The 15,713-nt window shown below is 65.6% G+C and carries 12 protein-coding genes; 8 read left to right on the forward strand and 4 right to left on the reverse strand.

The window, feature by feature from the left end; all coding sequences use genetic code 11:
- Positions 1-130 precede the first annotated feature (130 nt).
- The 6 genes from aspA to AC1RTA_RS04650 all read left to right on the forward strand — a co-directional run bounded on the left by aspA (position 131) and on the right by AC1RTA_RS04650 (position 7,503).
- Positions 131-1,549: an aspartate ammonia-lyase gene (gene aspA / locus AC1RTA_RS04625; protein ID WP_014238489.1), complete on the forward strand. Its 1,419-nt coding sequence runs from the start codon at positions 131-133 to the stop codon at positions 1,547-1,549.
- 91 nt (positions 1,550-1,640) lie between these two features.
- Positions 1,641-2,954: a dicarboxylate/amino acid:cation symporter gene (locus AC1RTA_RS04630; protein ID WP_492784070.1), complete on the forward strand. Its 1,314-nt coding sequence runs from the start codon at positions 1,641-1,643 to the stop codon at positions 2,952-2,954.
- A gap of 20 nt (positions 2,955-2,974) precedes the next feature.
- Positions 2,975-3,325 (forward strand): GlpM family protein, encoded by a 351-nt coding sequence (locus AC1RTA_RS04635; RefSeq protein WP_492783534.1) that lies wholly within the window; start codon positions 2,975-2,977, stop codon positions 3,323-3,325.
- A gap of 112 nt (positions 3,326-3,437) precedes the next feature.
- A complete protein-coding gene (locus AC1RTA_RS04640; protein WP_014238492.1) occupies positions 3,438-4,205 on the forward strand; it encodes a sulfite exporter TauE/SafE family protein in 768 nt (255 codons plus the stop codon).
- 74 nt (positions 4,206-4,279) lie between these two features.
- The gene (locus AC1RTA_RS04645; protein WP_492784071.1) at positions 4,280-6,163 is read left to right on the forward strand and encodes a sensor histidine kinase; all 1,884 of its coding nucleotides are present in this window, start codon (positions 4,280-4,282) and stop codon (positions 6,161-6,163) included.
- Complete coding sequence (locus AC1RTA_RS04650; protein WP_492784072.1) at positions 6,160-7,503, forward strand: sigma-54-dependent transcriptional regulator; 1,344 nt, start codon at positions 6,160-6,162, stop codon at positions 7,501-7,503. The genes AC1RTA_RS04645 and AC1RTA_RS04650 overlap by 4 nt, the downstream gene beginning before the upstream one ends.
- A 300-nt stretch (positions 7,504-7,803) precedes the next feature.
- On the opposite strand, the gene AC1RTA_RS04655 is transcribed toward AC1RTA_RS04650, so the two are convergent.
- On the reverse strand, positions 7,804-8,757 hold the full coding sequence (locus tag AC1RTA_RS04655) for a hypothetical protein (RefSeq protein WP_492784073.1): 954 nt from the start codon (positions 8,755-8,757) through the stop codon (positions 7,804-7,806).
- 516 nt (positions 8,758-9,273) lie between these two features.
- Positions 9,274-9,498, reverse strand: coding sequence for a DUF3079 domain-containing protein (locus AC1RTA_RS04660; protein WP_492784074.1), 225 nt, complete (start codon positions 9,496-9,498; stop codon positions 9,274-9,276).
- A gap of 215 nt (positions 9,499-9,713) precedes the next feature.
- Between AC1RTA_RS04660 and uvrA the strand changes: the two genes are divergently transcribed.
- Together uvrA and AC1RTA_RS04670 are read left to right on the forward strand one after the other, a co-directional pair.
- Positions 9,714-12,533: an excinuclease ABC subunit UvrA gene (gene uvrA / locus AC1RTA_RS04665; protein ID WP_014236709.1), complete on the forward strand. Its 2,820-nt coding sequence runs from the start codon at positions 9,714-9,716 to the stop codon at positions 12,531-12,533.
- A 64-nt stretch (positions 12,534-12,597) separates the two neighbouring features.
- The gene (locus AC1RTA_RS04670) at positions 12,598-12,915 is read left to right on the forward strand and encodes a diacylglycerol kinase (protein ID WP_050804357.1); all 318 of its coding nucleotides are present in this window, start codon (positions 12,598-12,600) and stop codon (positions 12,913-12,915) included.
- 146 nt (positions 12,916-13,061) lie between these two features.
- Here AC1RTA_RS04670 and AC1RTA_RS04675 read toward each other — a convergent pair whose 3' ends face one another.
- Positions 13,062-13,829 (reverse strand): phosphatase PAP2 family protein, encoded by a 768-nt coding sequence (locus AC1RTA_RS04675; RefSeq protein ID WP_205230895.1) that lies wholly within the window; start codon positions 13,827-13,829, stop codon positions 13,062-13,064.
- Between the two features lie 2 nt (positions 13,830-13,831).
- Positions 13,832-15,583, reverse strand: coding sequence for a phosphoethanolamine transferase (locus AC1RTA_RS04680; RefSeq protein ID WP_492784075.1), 1,752 nt, complete (start codon positions 15,581-15,583; stop codon positions 13,832-13,834).
- Between the last annotated feature and the right edge of the window lie 130 nt (positions 15,584-15,713).

A 15,713-nucleotide genomic window follows, 5' to 3' on the forward strand; every position in this document is an offset into this window, starting at 1 on the left:
CACAACGACGGTCAAAACCCCATAAAAAACAAGCCACTAAAAACCCGACTCGGACCCCTCCCGATGGCACGGCCCGTGCTGAAGAACAGGGACCGCCGCCGAGCGGGCACATCAGAACAGAGGAGACACCATGAACCAGCCACACCGCGTCGAACACGACCTGCTGGGCGACCGCAAGGTCCCGGCCGAGGCCTATTACGGCGTCCATACCCTGCGGGCGGTGGAAAACTTCCCCATCACCGGCACCCCCATCTCCATCTACCCGGACCTGATCCGGGCCCTGGCCCAGATCAAGCTCGCCGCCGCCAAGGCCAACGAGCAACTGGGCCTGCTGGAAGCCCCCCTGGCCCAGGCCATCGTCGCCGCCTGCCAGGAGGTGATCGCCGGCAAGCTGCACGAACAGTTCGTGGTGGACGTCATCCAGGGTGGCGCCGGCACCTCCACCAACATGAACGCCAACGAGGTCATCGCCAACCGGGCCCTGGAAATCATGGGCCATGCCAAGGGCGAGTACCAGCACCTGCACCCCAACCAGCACGTGAACATGAGCCAGTCCACCAACGACGTGTACCCGTCGGCGCTGAAGCTGGCCACCTACGTCGGCATCTTCCGCCTGGTGGACGCCCTGGCCTACCTGCGCCGCACCTTCGAGCGCAAGGCCGAGGAGTTCAAGGACGTGCTGAAAATGGGCCGCACCCAGCTGCAGGATGCGGTGCCCATGACCCTGGGCCAGGAATTCTCCACCTACGCCGTGATGCTGGGCGAAGACGAGGAACGGCTGAAGGAAGCCGCCCTCCTGATCCGGGAAATCAACCTGGGGGCCACCGCCATCGGCACCGGCATCAATGCCCACCCGGACTACGCCCCCCTGGTCTGCCGCCTGCTGGCCGAGACCAGCGGCGTGCCGGTCATCACCGCCCCCAACCTGGTGGAAGCGACCCAGGACTGCGGCTCCTTCGTGCAGCTTTCCGGCGTCCTGAAGCGGGTGGCGGTGAAACTGTCCAAGACCTGCAACGACCTGCGCCTGCTCTCCTCCGGCCCCCGCGCCGGCTTCGGCGAGATCAACCTGCCGCCGCGCCAGGCCGGCTCCTCCATCATGCCGGGCAAGGTCAATCCGGTGATCCCGGAAGTGGTGAACCAGATCGCCTTCGAGGTCATCGGCAACGACCAGACCGTCACCTTCGCCGCCGAGGCGGGCCAGCTCCAGCTCAACGCCTTCGAACCCATCATCGCCCACAGCCTGTTCAAGAGCGTCAATCACCTGCGTCAGGGCTGTCTGACCCTGGCCGACCGCTGCGTGGACGGCATCACCGCCAACCGGGATGCCCTGCGGGCTCGGGTGGAGAACTCCATCGGCATCGTCACCGCGCTGAACCCCTACATCGGCTACGCCGCAGCCACCTCGGTGGCTGCCGAAGCCCTGGAATCGGGCAAGGGCGTGGCCGAGATCGTGCTGGCCCGGGGCCTCATGAGCCGGGCCGAGCTGGACGATGTGCTGCGCCCCGAAGTGCTGACCCAACCCCGCGCCCTGCCCCACCGCCAGGGCTGAAACCGTTTGCGCCGGCAGCCCGCTGCCGGCCCCTTTTTTTTCTGATTTTTACTGATCTTGACCGCCGCCCCCGCGGCAACGGAGCCCTTCGATGAAAATGAACAAGCTCACCACCTGGATCGTCCTGGCCATGCTGGCCGGGGTCGGCGTCGGCTATGCCTGCAACACCATGGCCCCCGACGCCGCCAGCGCCAAGGAAATTGCCGGCTATTTCAGCATCCTCACCGACATTTTCCTGCGCCTGATCAAGATGATCATCGCCCCCCTCATCTTCGCCACCCTGGTGGCGGGCCTGGCCAACATGGGCGACGCCAAGGCTGTCGGCCGCGTCGGCGGCCGCGCCCTGGGCTGGTTCATCTGCGCCTCCTTCTGTTCCCTCTTCATCGGCCTGCTCTTCGCCAACGTGCTGCAGCCGGGCCATGCCTTGAGCGTGCCCCTGCCCGAGTCCGCCGCCGGCCTCAACCTGAAGACCTCGGCCCTCAACCTGAAGGACTTCATCACCCACGTCTTCCCCAAGAGCATCATGGAAGCCATGGCCGGCAATGAAGTGCTGCAGATCCTGGTCTTCGCCGTGTTCTTCGGCCTGGCCCTGGGTCACCTGCACAACCAGGCCGCCCGCTCCCTGGTGAACACCATGGACGAAGTGGTGCATGTGATGCTGAAGGTCACCGACTACGTCATGCGCTTCGCTCCCTTCGGCGTCTTCGGCGCCGTGGCCGGTGCCATCACCACCAATGGCCTGGGCATGCTGCTGGTGTTCGGCAAGTTCATGCTCAGCTTCTACGTCGCCCTGGCCGCCCTGTGGGGCCTGCTGATCCTGGCCGGCTTCATCGTCCTGGGCAAGGATGTGTTCCGTCTCATCAAGCTGGTGCGCGGCCCGCTGCTGGTGGGCTTCTCCACCGCCTCCAGCGAGTCCGTCTATCCCAAGCTGATGGAACAGCTGGAAAAGTTCGGCATCAAGACCCGCGTCACCGGTTTCGTCCTGCCCCTGGGTTATTCCTTCAACCTGGACGGCTCCATGATGTACACCACCTTCCTGGCCCTGTTCATCGCCCAGGCCTACGACATCCCCATGAGCCTGACCGCCCAGATCACCATGCTGCTGGTGCTGATGGTCTCCTCCAAGGGTATCGCCGGTGTGCCGCGGGCTTCCCTGGTGGTGGTGGCCGCCGTGCTGCCCATGTTCAACCTGCCGGAAGCCGGCCTGCTGCTGGTGCTGGGCATCGACCACTTCCTCGACATGGGCCGCACCGTCACCAACGTGCTGGGCAATTCCATCGCCACCGCCGTGGTGGCCAAGTGGGAAGGGGCCATCGACCCGGTGAGCGAGGAGCTGGCCGAGGCCGAGGAATCCCTGCCGGTGCCGGAAGACGATTCCCTGGCCACCGCCAAGGCCGCTGCCTGATCCGTCCGGCCGGAGCCCCCATGTTCGCCCTGTTCCTGAAGAGCCTGCTGGGGGCCCTGGCCGTCCTGCTGATTGCCCTGCTGTCCCGCAGCAAGAGCTTTTTCATCGCCGGCCTGGTGCCCCTGTTCCCCACCTTCGCTCTCATTGCCCACGCCATCGTCGGCAGTGAGCGGGGCGGGGCGGACCTGCGCACCACGGCCATCTTCGGCCTGTGGTCCCTGCTGCCCTACGCGGTCTATCTGCTGGTGGTGGCCTGGCTCAGCCTGCGCTGCAGCCTGGGCCTGACCCTCGCCAGCGCAACCGCGGCCTGGCTGGGCAGCGCCGGCCTGCTGCTCCTGGCCTGGAGCCGCCTGTTCCCGCAAGGGAACTGAAGCATGTCGCGGGAGGCGCCCGGAACTGACCGGGAGCCACCCGCCAAACGGTGTTTTATCCCTCCGCTTTAGGCCCGGCATACAATGCCGGGCACTTTTTTCCTTTATCGCCATGGATATCAACTGGTTCCTCCTCGCTCCCGCAGCCTTTTTCGCCGGCATGGTCGATGCCGTGGTGGGCGGCGGCGGACTGATCCAGATTCCCGTGCTGCTTTCCCAGTTTTCCCAGACGGCCATCCCCACCCTCTTCGGCACCAACAAGGTGTCGTCCATCGCCGGCACCGGCGCCTCCCTCTGGCGCTACGCCCGGGCCGTCCCCATTCCCTGGGCCGTGGTCCTGCCGGCCACCCTGGCCGCCCTGGTGGGCGCCTGGCTCGGCGCCGCCGTGGTCGCCTGGCTGCCCCGGGAGGCCATGCGCCCCCTGGTGCTGGTGCTGATGCTGGCGGTGGCCATCTACACCTTCCGCCGCAAGGATTTCGGCCATAGCGCCAGCCGCGAGCTGGTGCCCGCCGACCGCTGGCGCGGCGCCCTCCTGGGCCTGACCATCGGCTTCTACGACGGCTTTTTCGGCCCCGGCACCGGCAGTTTCCTCATCTTCGGTTTCGTCCGCCTGTTCGGCATGGATTTCCTCAAGGCCTCGGCCAGCGCCAAGGTCATCAACGCCGCCACCAACCTTTCCGCCATCGCCTTCTTCGCCAGCCACGGCCCCATCCTGTGGACCGTGGGCCTGATCATGGCCGCCTGCAACCTGGCCGGGGCCCAGGTCGGCACCCTGCTGGCCCTCAAGCGGGGCGCCGGCTTCGTGCGCCAGGCCTTCCTCGTCGTGGTGGCAGTGCTCATCGTCAAGCTTGCCTGGGACATGCTCGCCCCAGCCGCCTGAGCCCCCGCAAAGGGCCCGGGACCGGCATAATCCGGAAATCCGAACGGGGCTTCCCTCCACCACCGCCACGCTCCATGCCACCCAGCCAGCGCCTCTTCCGCCTCGCCATCCTGCTCCTGGGCTTCGCCGCCCTGGTGGGCGGCACCAGCCTGCTGGCCTTCCGCTTCAGCCTGGCCATGGGCCTGGCCGAACTGCAGGCCACGGGCCGGCACCGGCTGGACCTCTACGCCACCAGCCTGGAGCGGGAAATCGACAAGTACGCCTACTTCCCCACCACCCTGGGGCTGGAAAAGGACGTGCTGCACCTGCTCACCACCCCCAAGCCCACGCCGGCCCAGATCGAACAGCTCAATCTATACCTCGAGCAGCTCAACGAGCGGGCCGGCACCCTTTCCATCTACGTCCTCAACGTCAATGGCCGGGTCATGGCCACCAGCAACTGGCGCCGGCCGGATAGCTACCTGGGGGAAGACCTCTCCTTCCGTCCTTATTTCCGCCAGGCCATGGATACGGGCAGCGGCCGCTTCTTCGGCATCGGCACCACCCGAGGCGAGCCGGGTTACTACCTGACCTCGGCCCTGACCAACGCCCAGGGCACGGTGGGCGTGGCAGTGCTCAAGGTGGGCCTGCAACAGCTGGAAAAGACCTGGTCCACCGTGGAGGCTCCGGCCCTGGTGGCGGACGAGAACGGCGTGGTCATCCTGGCCTCGGTGCCGGACTGGAAATTCACCACCCTGAAGCCCCTGGACGATGCCACCCGCCGTGCCTTCGACCAGACCCAGCAGTACAACCGCCGCGCCCTCAACCCCCTGGGGGTGGTGGAGCTGGCGGAACTGGACCACGGCGCCCGTCTGGTGCGCCTGCCCAAGGCCGGGCCGGAGATGGTTTCCATGTTCCCGGTGGCCGGCAAATTCCTGGCCCAGACCCAGCTCCTGCCGGGCACCCCCTGGACCATCACCGTTTTCTCCCATCAGGAGCAGGTGCGCGAAATCGCTGCCAACCGGGCCGCCCTGGCCGGCATCGGTGCCGCCTTCCTGTGCATCCTGGCCCTCATGTTCAACGAACGCCGCCGCCATGTGCGGGACCGGCTGGCCGCCCGGGAAGCCCTGCAGAAGGCCCACGACGAGCTGGAACGCAAGGTGGAGGAGCGCACGGCCGACCTCTCCGCCGCCAACACCCGCCTGCAGGAAGAAGTGGCCGAGCGCACCCGGGCCGAGCGCACCCTGCGCGCCGCCCAGGACGAACTGGTGCAGGCCGGCAAGCTGGCGGTGCTCGGCCAGCTCTCCGCCGGCGTCGCCCACGAACTGAACCAGCCCCTGGCGGCCCTGCGCACCCTTTCCGGCAACGCCCGCAAATTCCTCGCCCGGGGCGACCAGGAAACCGCCGGCAGCAACCTGGAGCGCATTGGCGAACTGGTGGACCGCATGGGCCGCCTCACCGGCCAGTTGAAATCCTTCGCCCGCAAATCCACCGGCCAGCCCCAGGCCGTACCCCTGCGCCGTGCCGTGGAAAACGCCCTGTTCCTGCTGGAGCAGCGCCTCAAGAAAGCCGGGGTGGTGGCCTGCATCGACCTGCCCCAGGAGGAAGTGGAAGCCTGGTGCGACCCCAACCGGCTGGAGCAGGTGCTGGTGAACCTGGCCGGCAATGCCCTGGATGCCATGGAAAACTGCCCCGCGCCGGCCCTGGACATCAGCGCCCGGCGCGAGGGGGAACGCATCGTCGTGCAGGTGCGGGATCAAGGCCCCGGCCTCGATGAAGAAGCCCGGGCCCACCTCTTCGAACCCTTCTTCACCACCAAGGAAGCCGGCAGCGGCCTGGGCCTGGGCCTGGCCATCTCTGCCGGCATCGTCGCCGATTCCAACGGCACCCTGACCGGGGACAACCACCCGGACGGCGGCGCCGTGTTCACCCTGGACCTGCCCGCAGCCCCTGCCACCTCCCCCGGAGCGAAGTCATGACCGAGAACCAAACCCTGCAGGTGCTGCTGGTAGAAGACGATCCGGACGTACGCCTGGGCTGCGAACAGGCCCTGCAGCTGGAAGACATCCCGGTGAGCGGCGTGGACAGCGCCGAGAAGGCCCGCCGGCGCCTCTCCCGCGACTTCCCCGGCATCGTCGTCAGCGACATCCGCCTGCCGGGCATGGACGGCATGGCCCTGCTCAAGGAGCTGCAGGCCATCGACCCGGAACTGCCGGTGGTGCTCATCACCGGCCACGGCGACGTCTCCCTGGCGGTGCAGGCCATGAAGGACGGGGCCCACGACTTCATCGAAAAGCCCTTCTCCCCCGACTACCTGGTGGAAGTGGTGCGCCGCGCCCTGGACAAGCGCCGCCTGACCCTGGAGGTGCGCCAGCTGCGGGCCCGTCTGGAAAGCCGGGACGCCCTGGAAGCCCGCCTCATCGGCCGCTCCCCGGCCATGGTCAAGGTACGCCAGCTGGTAGCGGACCTGGGCAACAGTGCCGCCGACATTCTCATCTTCGGCGAGACCGGCACCGGCAAGGAACTGGTGGCCCGCTGCCTGCACGAGGCCGGGCCGCGGCGCAACGGCAACTTCGTCGCCATCAACTGCGGCGGCCTACCCGAGACCCTGTTCGAGAGCGAAATCTTCGGCCACGAGGCTGGCGCCTACACCGGCGCCGCCAAGAAGCGCATCGGCAAGATCGAGCACGCCAGCGGCGGCACCCTGTTCCTGGACGAAATCGAGTCCATGCCCATCCCCATGCAGATCAAGCTGCTGCGGGTGCTGCAGGAACGCAGCCTGGAGCGCCTGGGCTCCAACACCGCCATACCGGTGGATTGCCGGGTGATCGCCGCCACCAAGGCGGATTTGAAGGACCTCTCCGACCAGGGCCGCTTCCGGGCCGACCTCTACTACCGGTTGAACGTCGCCACCCTGCCCCTGCCGCCCCTGCGGGAGCGGCGGGAGGATATTCCGTTGCTGTTCGAGCACTTCCTGCTACAGGCCGCCGCCCGCCACGAACGGCCGGTGCCGGCGGCCGACCCGGCCCGCATGGGGCCGCTGATGGCCTACGACTGGCCGGGGAATGTGCGGGAACTGCGCAATGTGGCGGATCGTTGCGTGCTGGGGATTGAGGCGGGGGTGGCTCCGTTTGCGGTGTCTACGCCGGCCGGGCCGCGGCCGTTGGCGGAGACGGTGGAGGCGTTTGAGCGGGCTTTAATTGCCGATGCGCTGGCGCGGAATGGGGGGAGTCTGGCGCGGACGGCAGAGGCGCTGGGGGTGGCCAAGACGACCTTGCATGACAAGATTCGGAAGTATCGGCTTGGGGATCATGGGTAGGTTTTAGGCGCGTGGCAGCGGGGCTTTAGGTTGAGGCTTTAAGGGCCTTTTCCCCTCGGGCGTGGTTGGGTGTTTTATGGCTGGGTTCCGCGCCTGACGCGCGGGTTACTTTTCTTGTCTTGCCAAGAAAATGTAACCAAAAGAAGGCGCGCCCGGTTTGGCGCCCCGCTACGCGGGGTTCCCTGCGCTACTCGCTTCCGACGGGGGCTGCGCAACTCGGGCCTAAAGGCCCTCAAACAGTGCTCGCCCTTTCCCCGCCAGAAGCTGCGTTGCTCGGCGCCGCACAGGGCATTAGTCCCCTCAGCGCGACCTCTGCGTTAGAACACTTGCCAGCCCTTCGCTCTGCACCTTATCGAAGAACTCTTCTGCCCAGTTAGGGGTAGTCTTGTCTGACTGCCTTAGCCAGTTCGCGGTAACCCCCTCACTACGAGGCGGCTTGTCTGAACTCGCATCCTCGTGTTCAGCGGACCACCAGGCGCCAGTCATGCGGTCGATTGACTCCATTCGCAAGAATGAGAACCCCGACAAATCAGCATCAAGCCACATATAGCGGCCGAACCAATAATCTCCAATACGTCGCCAGCCAAAGTAAACGCCGGTAAGTTGATCGTCACCGCCAAAGCAGTAAGGCGATACGAGCTCACCTCGGACGATACGGGAGTAAATATGGCTATTGCTCTCCGTGTTGAACCAGTGCCCAACAAGCGCCTGAACCTCAGTCTGCGACTGCAGTGGCAATGGTTCTTCTCCCTTCCACGTCCGAACAATGTCGCCGACCATCCCTTTCAGTTCTGAGATTTCCGCCTTCAGGGAACCCAGCGCAGCGTCACGTGGGTCATCATTGGAACTAGAAGTAAGCGATCCAAGCGTATCCAGCAACGATCGGCGTAACGGTTCGTGAAGCGTTGCATTGAGACGAGTCCGGCTGTACTCGATGCTTTGCATGTCCTTAATGTCGAAAGGCAAGGACTGCATACTTTGGGTGACGATGATGGCCGGCTTGCCCAATGCCATAGCAAAGCCGAGTTCCCACATCACATTAGGTTTCGTATCCGTGAGATCAGCCACACATATCGTGGCGGATCGCAGTTCCCCCAAGAGACGATCAGTGATGCGTCCAGCCGGACGCGCATCATCGAGGCGAAAACAGCGCCCGTGGGAATCGCCTGCACTCACTCCCTCGACGACGTTCTTGATGACGGCGTACACATCGTCGAACTCTGGCGCGAAAGGCATTATCACGAAGCAGTTCAAGGCTGTCCCCTGAGATTAGGCATTGGATTGAGACTTTCTAGTGAGGTCGAACGTAAAGAGGGCAACGAGAAAGCCGTATAAGCACAAAGGCAATTCGACGTATTACCTTGTTTTCATTGGCGCATTCAATTATTCGCTTGGATTATACGTCAGTCATAGACGGCACTTACTCATCCAGACACGTCCCTCGGCATCAAAGCTAATAGAAAGCCACCAATCGGAGCCCAATTCAACAGAGTGTCGTGTATCACATCCCCAAGCCCCAGTTCCCTTCCACCCCCGCCGAGCAGCGCAAGGCGGGCGGGGGGAAGTCGGCGAGGACTGTCTGAGGGCCTTTAGGCCCGAGTTCCGCAGCCGCCCCGCTCGACTGAGCAGCGCAGGGAAGCCCGGAGGGCCGGGGGTGAGGGTTCCCCTTCTTTTGGTTCCTTTTCTTGGGGAAGCAAGAAAAGGAACACGCGCGCCAGGCGCGGAACACAGCCGTCAATCAACCCACCACGCCCAACGAATCCCAACGCCTCAAGCAACCGAACCCGATCCCGAGGCAGAAGGATCACCATCCCCCTTGTCCACCTCAATCCCCCAATCCCCAAACTCATACCAATCCTCCCCCAGCAACTCCATCGGATGCTGAGTACGGCTCGAGCCGTTGCCGCAGAGCATGTTGTCCGTCGAGCAATACTTGTCACACCCCCAGCAGATACGCTCGGGATGTTTGGGATGGAGAGGAAATTTCTTGGCCATGAGGGGTACCACCGAAAACCGATGCGACGGCAGAGCACCACCGATTCCCCACTAAATTACTCGGATATCCCACCCCCACCCTGATCCTCATCAAAAATCCGCCATTTCGCCACACCCGAGCCCGAATAACCCTTTGCCGACAAAGGCCGAACTCCCTTTAAGCCCGCCAGCGGGGTATAGTTACCGGTTGCCTCCAACCGAGCAGAAACACCCCCATGGACGAAATAAAAATCCGCGGCGCGCGGACCCATAATCTGAAGAACATCAGCCTGGACCTGCCCCGCGACAAGCTGATCGTGATCACCGGACTTTCCGGCTCAGGCAAGTCCTCCCTCGCCTTCGACACCCTCTACGCCGAGGGCCAGCGCCGCTATGTGGAATCCCTCTCGGCCTACGCCCGGCAGTTCCTGCAGCTGATGGAAAAGCCGGATGTGGACCTGATCGAGGGCCTGTCCCCGGCCATTTCCATCGAGCAGAAGGCCACCAGCCACAACCCCCGTTCCACCGTGGGCACGGTCACCGAAATCCACGATTACCTGCGCCTGCTCTACGCCCGCGCCGGCACTCCCTATTGCCCGGAACACGGTGAGCCCCTGGAGGCCCAGACCGTGTCCCAGATGGTGGACCACGTGCTGGCCCTGCCGGAAGAGACCAAGCTGATGATCCTGGCGCCGGTGGTGGCCAACCGCAAGGGCGAGCAGCTGGACCTGTTCACCGAACTGCGGGCCCAGGGCTTCGTCCGCCTGCGGGTGGACGGCACCATCTACGAGATCGACAACCTGCCCAAGCTGGCCAAGAGCCAGAAGCACAACATCGACGTGGTGGTGGACCGCCTCAAGGTGCGGGAAGACATGCGCCAGCGCCTGGCCGAGTCCTTCGAGACCGCCCTGCGCCACGCCGACGGCCGGGCCATCGCCCTGGAGATGGAGAGCAACCAGGAGCACCTCTTCTCCGCCAAGTTCGCCTGCCCCATCTGCTCCTATGCCCTGCAAGAGCTGGAGCCGCGCCTGTTCTCCTTCAACAACCCCATGGGGGCCTGTCCCAAGTGCGACGGCCTGGGGGTGATCCAGTTCTTCGACCCGAAGCGGGTGGTGGCCCATCCCGACCTGTCCCTGGCGGCCGGCGCCATCCGGGGCTGGGACAAGCGCAACCAGTTCTACTTCCAGATGATCGGCTCCCTCGCCGAGTACTACGGCTTCAGCGTGGACACACCCTTCAGCGAGCTGACCGACGAAGTGAAGCAGGTGCTGCTCTACGGCAGCGACAAGGACCTCGTGCCCTTCCAGTACATGAACGAGCGGGGCAAGCTGGTGCTCAAGGAACATGCCTTCGAGGGCATCATTCCCAACCTGGAGCGGCGCTACAAGGAGACCGATTCCCTGGCGGTGCGCGAGGAACTGGCCAAGTACATCAGCAACACCACCTGCCCCACCTGCGAAGGCACCCGCCTGCGCCAGGAGGCGCGCCACGTCAAGGTCGGCAGCAAGACCCTACACGAGATCAGCCATCTGCCCCTGGCCGAGGCCCGGGACTACTTCGAGACCATCCAGCTCACCGGCCACAAGGCCCAAGTGGCGGAGAAGATCCTCAAGGAAATCACCTCCCGCCTGCAGTTCCTCATCAACGTGGGCCTGGACTACCTTTCCCTGGACCGCTCCGCCGAGACCCTTTCCGGCGGCGAAGCCCAGCGCATCCGCCTGGCCAGCCAGATCGGCTCCGGCCTCACCGGCGTCATGTACGTGCTGGACGAGCCTTCCATCGGCCTGCACCAGCGCGACAACGACCGTCTGCTGCAGACCCTGCGCCAGCTACGGGACATCGGCAACACGGTGATCGTGGTGGAGCACGACGAGGACGCCATCCGCACTGCCGACTACGTGGTGGACATCGGCCCCGGCGCCGGGGTACACGGCGGCGCCATCGTCGCCGAGGGCACGCCCCAGCAGGTCACCGACAACCCGGCCTCCATGACCGGCGACTACCTCTCCGGGCGCAAGAAAATCGAGGTGCCGAAGAAGCGCCGCCAGGCCGACCCGGAGAAGAAGCTCCAGGTCATCGGCGCCAAGGGCAACAACCTGAAAGACGTTTCCCTGGAACTGCCGGTGGGCCTGATGACCTGCATCACCGGCGTTTCCGGCTCGGGCAAGTCCACCCTCATCAACGACACCCTGTACACCGCCGCCGCCAAGCACCTCTACGGCTCCACGGCGGAACCGGCGGAACACGAGGAAATCATCGGCCTGGATCACTTCGACAAGGTGATCAACGTGGACCAGAGCCCCATCGGCCGCACGCCCCGTTCCAACCCGGCCACCTACACAGGCCTGCTCACCCCCATCCGGGAGCTGTTCGCCGGGGTGCCGGAAGCCCGCTCCCGGGGCTACGGCCCGGGCCGCTTCTCCTTCAACGTCAAGGGCGGCCGCTGCGAAGCCTGCCAGGGCGACGGCGTGATCAAGGTGGAAATGCACTTCCTACCGGACATCTACGTGCCCTGCGACGTCTGCCACGGCAAGCGCTACAACCGGGAAACCCTGGAAGTGCACTACAAGGGCAAGTCCATCTACGACGTGCTGCAGATGACCGTGGAGCAGGCCCGGGAATTCTTCGACCCGGTGCCGGTGGTAGCCCGCAAGCTGCAGACCCTGGTGGATGTGGGCCTCTCCTACATCACCCTGGGCCAGAGCGCCACCACCCTCTCCGGCGGCGAGGCCCAGCGCGTCAAGCTGGCCCTGGAACTGTCCAAGCGGGACACCGGCCGCACCCTCTACATCCTGGACGAGCCCACCACGGGCCTGCACTTCGCCGACATCGAGATGCTGCTCAAGGTGCTGCATCGCCTGGCCGACCACGGCAACACCGTGGTGGTCATCGAGCACAACCTGGACGTGATCAAGACCGCCGACTGGCTGGTGGACCTGGGTCCCGAGGGCGGCGGCGGCGGCGGTCGCATCATCGCCGCCGGGGCGCCGGAAGCCGTGGTCAAGGTGGGCGAGAGCCACACCGGCCGCTTCCTCAAGCCCCTCCTGAGCCGCTGAGGAGAAGGCCGTGAGCACCTCTCCTTTCAAGGGCAAGACCGGCCTGGAGCGGCTGTGGAATGCCATGGGCTATTCCCGGGACGGCTTCAAGGCGGCCTGGCAACACGAGGCGGCCTTCCGCGAGGAAGTGCTGCTGGCCCTGGTGGCCATTCCCCTGGGCCTGTGGCTGGGCAAGAGCGGCCTGGAAAAGGCGGCCCTGGTGGCCAGCATCCTCATGGTGCTGCTGGTGGAACTGATCAACTCCGCCGTGGAAGCGGTGGTGGACCGGGTCTCGCCGGAACGCCACGACCTTTCCAAACGGGCCAAGGACCTGGGCAGCGCCGCCGTCCTTATCGCCCTGGCCACCGCCGCCGCCGTCTGGGCCCTGGTGCTGTGGCCGTGAGGCCCTGACCAGCGCCGGCGGCTGCCGCCACAACGACAAAGGGCCGTTTCCGGCCCTTTGTGTTTTTCATGGGACCATGGCCGGGAAGGCGCATGGACATTGCCGCCTGGCGATGCCAGGCCCGAAACCGGCGTCCTTGCTGCCCCTCAGGCCACCCGCTCCTGGCCACCCCGGCCCGGACGCAGCCCCAGATCGGCTCCCAGCAGGGCGGCCAGGGCCAGGCTGAGGGCCCAGGCGAACCAGGCCGACCACAGCACGTGGGAAAGGAAGTGGGCGCCCTGGAATAGGCGCACCACGCCGAGGCCGGCGCCAAAGACCAGCCCCAGGGCCAGGGCCAGGCGGGACCAGGTGCGGCCTGCCGGACGCAGGGCCACGCCCCACACCAGCCAGAGAAAGCCGGCCGCCGCATGGCCGGCGGGGAAACAGGCGCCGGCCTTGATGTCCGTCGGCCCCGGCACCAGCAGGCCCAGGTAGGGCGCGTAACCGCCGAATTCCAGCACGTCCCAGGGACAGTGGCGGTTGGTCAGGCTCTTCAGCAGGGAAACGCCGATGGGGATCAACACCATGCCCAGGGCCGCCAGCAGCGCATTGCGCCGGGGCAGCCAGTCCAGCTCGCCCTTCCAGCCGAGCCAGCAGGGCACCAGGGCGATGCACACCAGGGCGTAGGAGGCGTACTTCATGCCGTGGTGCAGCACCCGCTCGAACAGCCAGTGGTGGTGCATGGGGAAATCCCCCAGGGCCGGGTCGAACAGGGCCTGGCTCAGGGCCAGGTCCAGGCCCGTGTTCTCGAATACCGCCAGCAGCAGCACCGCCAGCAGGGCCAGCAGCAGGGCCTGGGCCAATAACCAGCGGCGTCCGGCGTGGCGTTCCAGGACACCGGCCAGGGGCAGGGGCAAGGAGGTGGCGTTGTCCATGGTCAGCTCCGGCAGCCGGCGGCCAGGTCCAGCTTGGCGTCGTAAATGCTGGTGCTGACGTCGAGCAGGCCGAGCACGGAATGGAAGATGTTGTCGTGGCTGGCCGGCTGGGCCGCCCGGGCCTTGAGGCAGGAGACATTGACCTTGAAGTCCTGGGCGAAACCACGGGACAGCCACATCACCATGGGCACCCGGGTCTGTTCCTGGGGCGCGATGCTGTAGGGCATGCCGTGCAGGAACAGATTGTTCTCGCCCAGGGACTCGCCGTGGTCGGAGAAGTACATCAGGCCCGTGTCGTAATCCTTGTCCTGGGACTTGAGGAAGTCGATGGTCTTGGCCAGCACATGGTCCGTATACAGCAGGGCGTTGTCGTAGGAATTGACGATCTGTTCCCGGCTGCACTGGCGCAGGTCGCTGGAATCGCAGGTCGGCGTATAGCGGCGATAGGCTTCCGGATAGCGCTTGTGATAGGCCGGACCATGGTTGCCCAGCTGGTGCAGTACCAGCACCCGGTTGCCCTTGTCGTCGGCCAGCACCTTGTCCAGGTTGTGCAGCAGCACTTCATCGAGGCAGCGCTCGCCGTCGCACAGGCCGGGGATGGCGGCATTGGTCAGGCTGTCGTTGGGCAGGCCTTCGCAGACGCCCTTGCAGCCGGACTGGTTGTCCCGCCACAGCACCTTGAAGCCGGCCCGGTCCAGCACGTGCAGCAAGGATTCGCTGCCGCGGATCTTCTCCTCGTCGTAATCCCGACGGCCCACGGGAGCGAAGATGCAGGGCACGGAGACTTCGGTGTTGGTGCCGCAGCTGCTGACCTGGGGGAAATTGATGACGTCGAGCCGGGCCAGTTCCGGCGTGGTCTGCCGCTCGTAGCCGTTGAGCCCCCAGTTGGCGGCGCGGGCCGTCTCGCCGACGACGATGACGAACAGGGCCGGCTTGCTGCGCCCCTTCCAGGCTGCCGCCAGGGCGGCATCGGTGCCGATGGGCTGGCGCGGCCCCTGGGCCGCCTCGGCCTTGGCCACCCGGGACAGGGAATAGACCAGGTTGGCCGGGGTGATGAGGTAGCGGATTTCCTTGTGGTTGCGCATCAGGGAGGCGAAGTCCTGGAACACCAGGAACACCGCCCCGCCGCCCAGAACCAGGGCCAGCAGCAGGGAACCGGCGCGGATGGCCAGGGTACGGCCGAGACCGGCCTCCGGCAGGCGCACCCGGGACAGCAGCAACAGGGGCAAGCCCACCACCAGGGCCAGGTGGGGCAGGAGGGACCAGGTAAACAATTCCCCCGCTTCCTTGACGTCGGTCTTGAGCACGTTGCGCAGCATGGAGGGATCGAGGTAGATGCCGTACTTCTCCATGTAGAAGCTGGCGCAGCCCACCACCAGCAGCAACAGGGCCAGCACCGGCTTGGCGGTGCGGCGGCCCATCAGGGGCGCCAGCAGGACAAAATGGATGGCACTGAGGAAGACGAAGAGGGCGGCGGCAAAGCCCCAGGTGGACCACTGGCCGCCGTCCCGGCCGGCCATGGCCGCCTGCCAGAAGAGACGGTTGCCCGCCAGGCTGAAATAGACGCTACCGAACAGGGCCAGGGTGGTGCCGCCCACCGCCGGCTGCCAGTGCCGCCAGTGGCGCAGACTCTGGCGCGAGCCCTGGTTGAGCCAGAAGGCGAAGGCCAGGAGCAGGTTGACCAGGGTCAGTCCGGTCAGGATCAGTCCGGAAGGATTTGGCACCAGAGCAGGGGCGGAAGCGAATACGGCCATGGAGCGAGAGCCTGTTAAGGGAAATTGGCCGCAACTTTAGGCAACGCCCCGTGAGGGAGTGGTGAGAGAAGTGTGAGGGAAGTGTGAAGAAAGGTTAGGCACGACCCCGGCCTGGGGCGCCGGGTCACTG

Source organism: Azospira sp. MPR-E4 (genome assembly GCF_058809645.1).

Coding starts and splice junctions, on each gene's coding strand:
- aspA (WP_014238489.1), top strand. CDS start 131: ATGAACCAGCCACACCGCGTCGAACACGACCTGCTGGGCGACCGCAAG.
- AC1RTA_RS04630 (WP_492784070.1), top strand. CDS start 1,641: ATGAAAATGAACAAGCTCACCACCTGGATCGTCCTGGCCATGCTGGCC.
- AC1RTA_RS04635 (WP_492783534.1), top strand. CDS start 2,975: ATGTTCGCCCTGTTCCTGAAGAGCCTGCTGGGGGCCCTGGCCGTCCTG.
- AC1RTA_RS04640 (WP_014238492.1), top strand. CDS start 3,438: ATGGATATCAACTGGTTCCTCCTCGCTCCCGCAGCCTTTTTCGCCGGC.
- AC1RTA_RS04645 (WP_492784071.1), top strand. CDS start 4,280: ATGCCACCCAGCCAGCGCCTCTTCCGCCTCGCCATCCTGCTCCTGGGC.
- AC1RTA_RS04650 (WP_492784072.1), top strand. CDS start 6,160: ATGACCGAGAACCAAACCCTGCAGGTGCTGCTGGTAGAAGACGATCCG.
- AC1RTA_RS04660 (WP_492784074.1), bottom strand. CDS start 9,498: ATGGCCAAGAAATTTCCTCTCCATCCCAAACATCCCGAGCGTATCTGC.
- uvrA (WP_014236709.1), top strand. CDS start 9,714: ATGGACGAAATAAAAATCCGCGGCGCGCGGACCCATAATCTGAAGAAC.
- AC1RTA_RS04670 (WP_050804357.1), top strand. CDS start 12,598: ATGGGCTATTCCCGGGACGGCTTCAAGGCGGCCTGGCAACACGAGGCG.
- AC1RTA_RS04675 (WP_205230895.1), bottom strand. CDS start 13,829: ATGGACAACGCCACCTCCTTGCCCCTGCCCCTGGCCGGTGTCCTGGAA.
- AC1RTA_RS04680 (WP_492784075.1), bottom strand. CDS start 15,583: ATGGCCGTATTCGCTTCCGCCCCTGCTCTGGTGCCAAATCCTTCCGGA.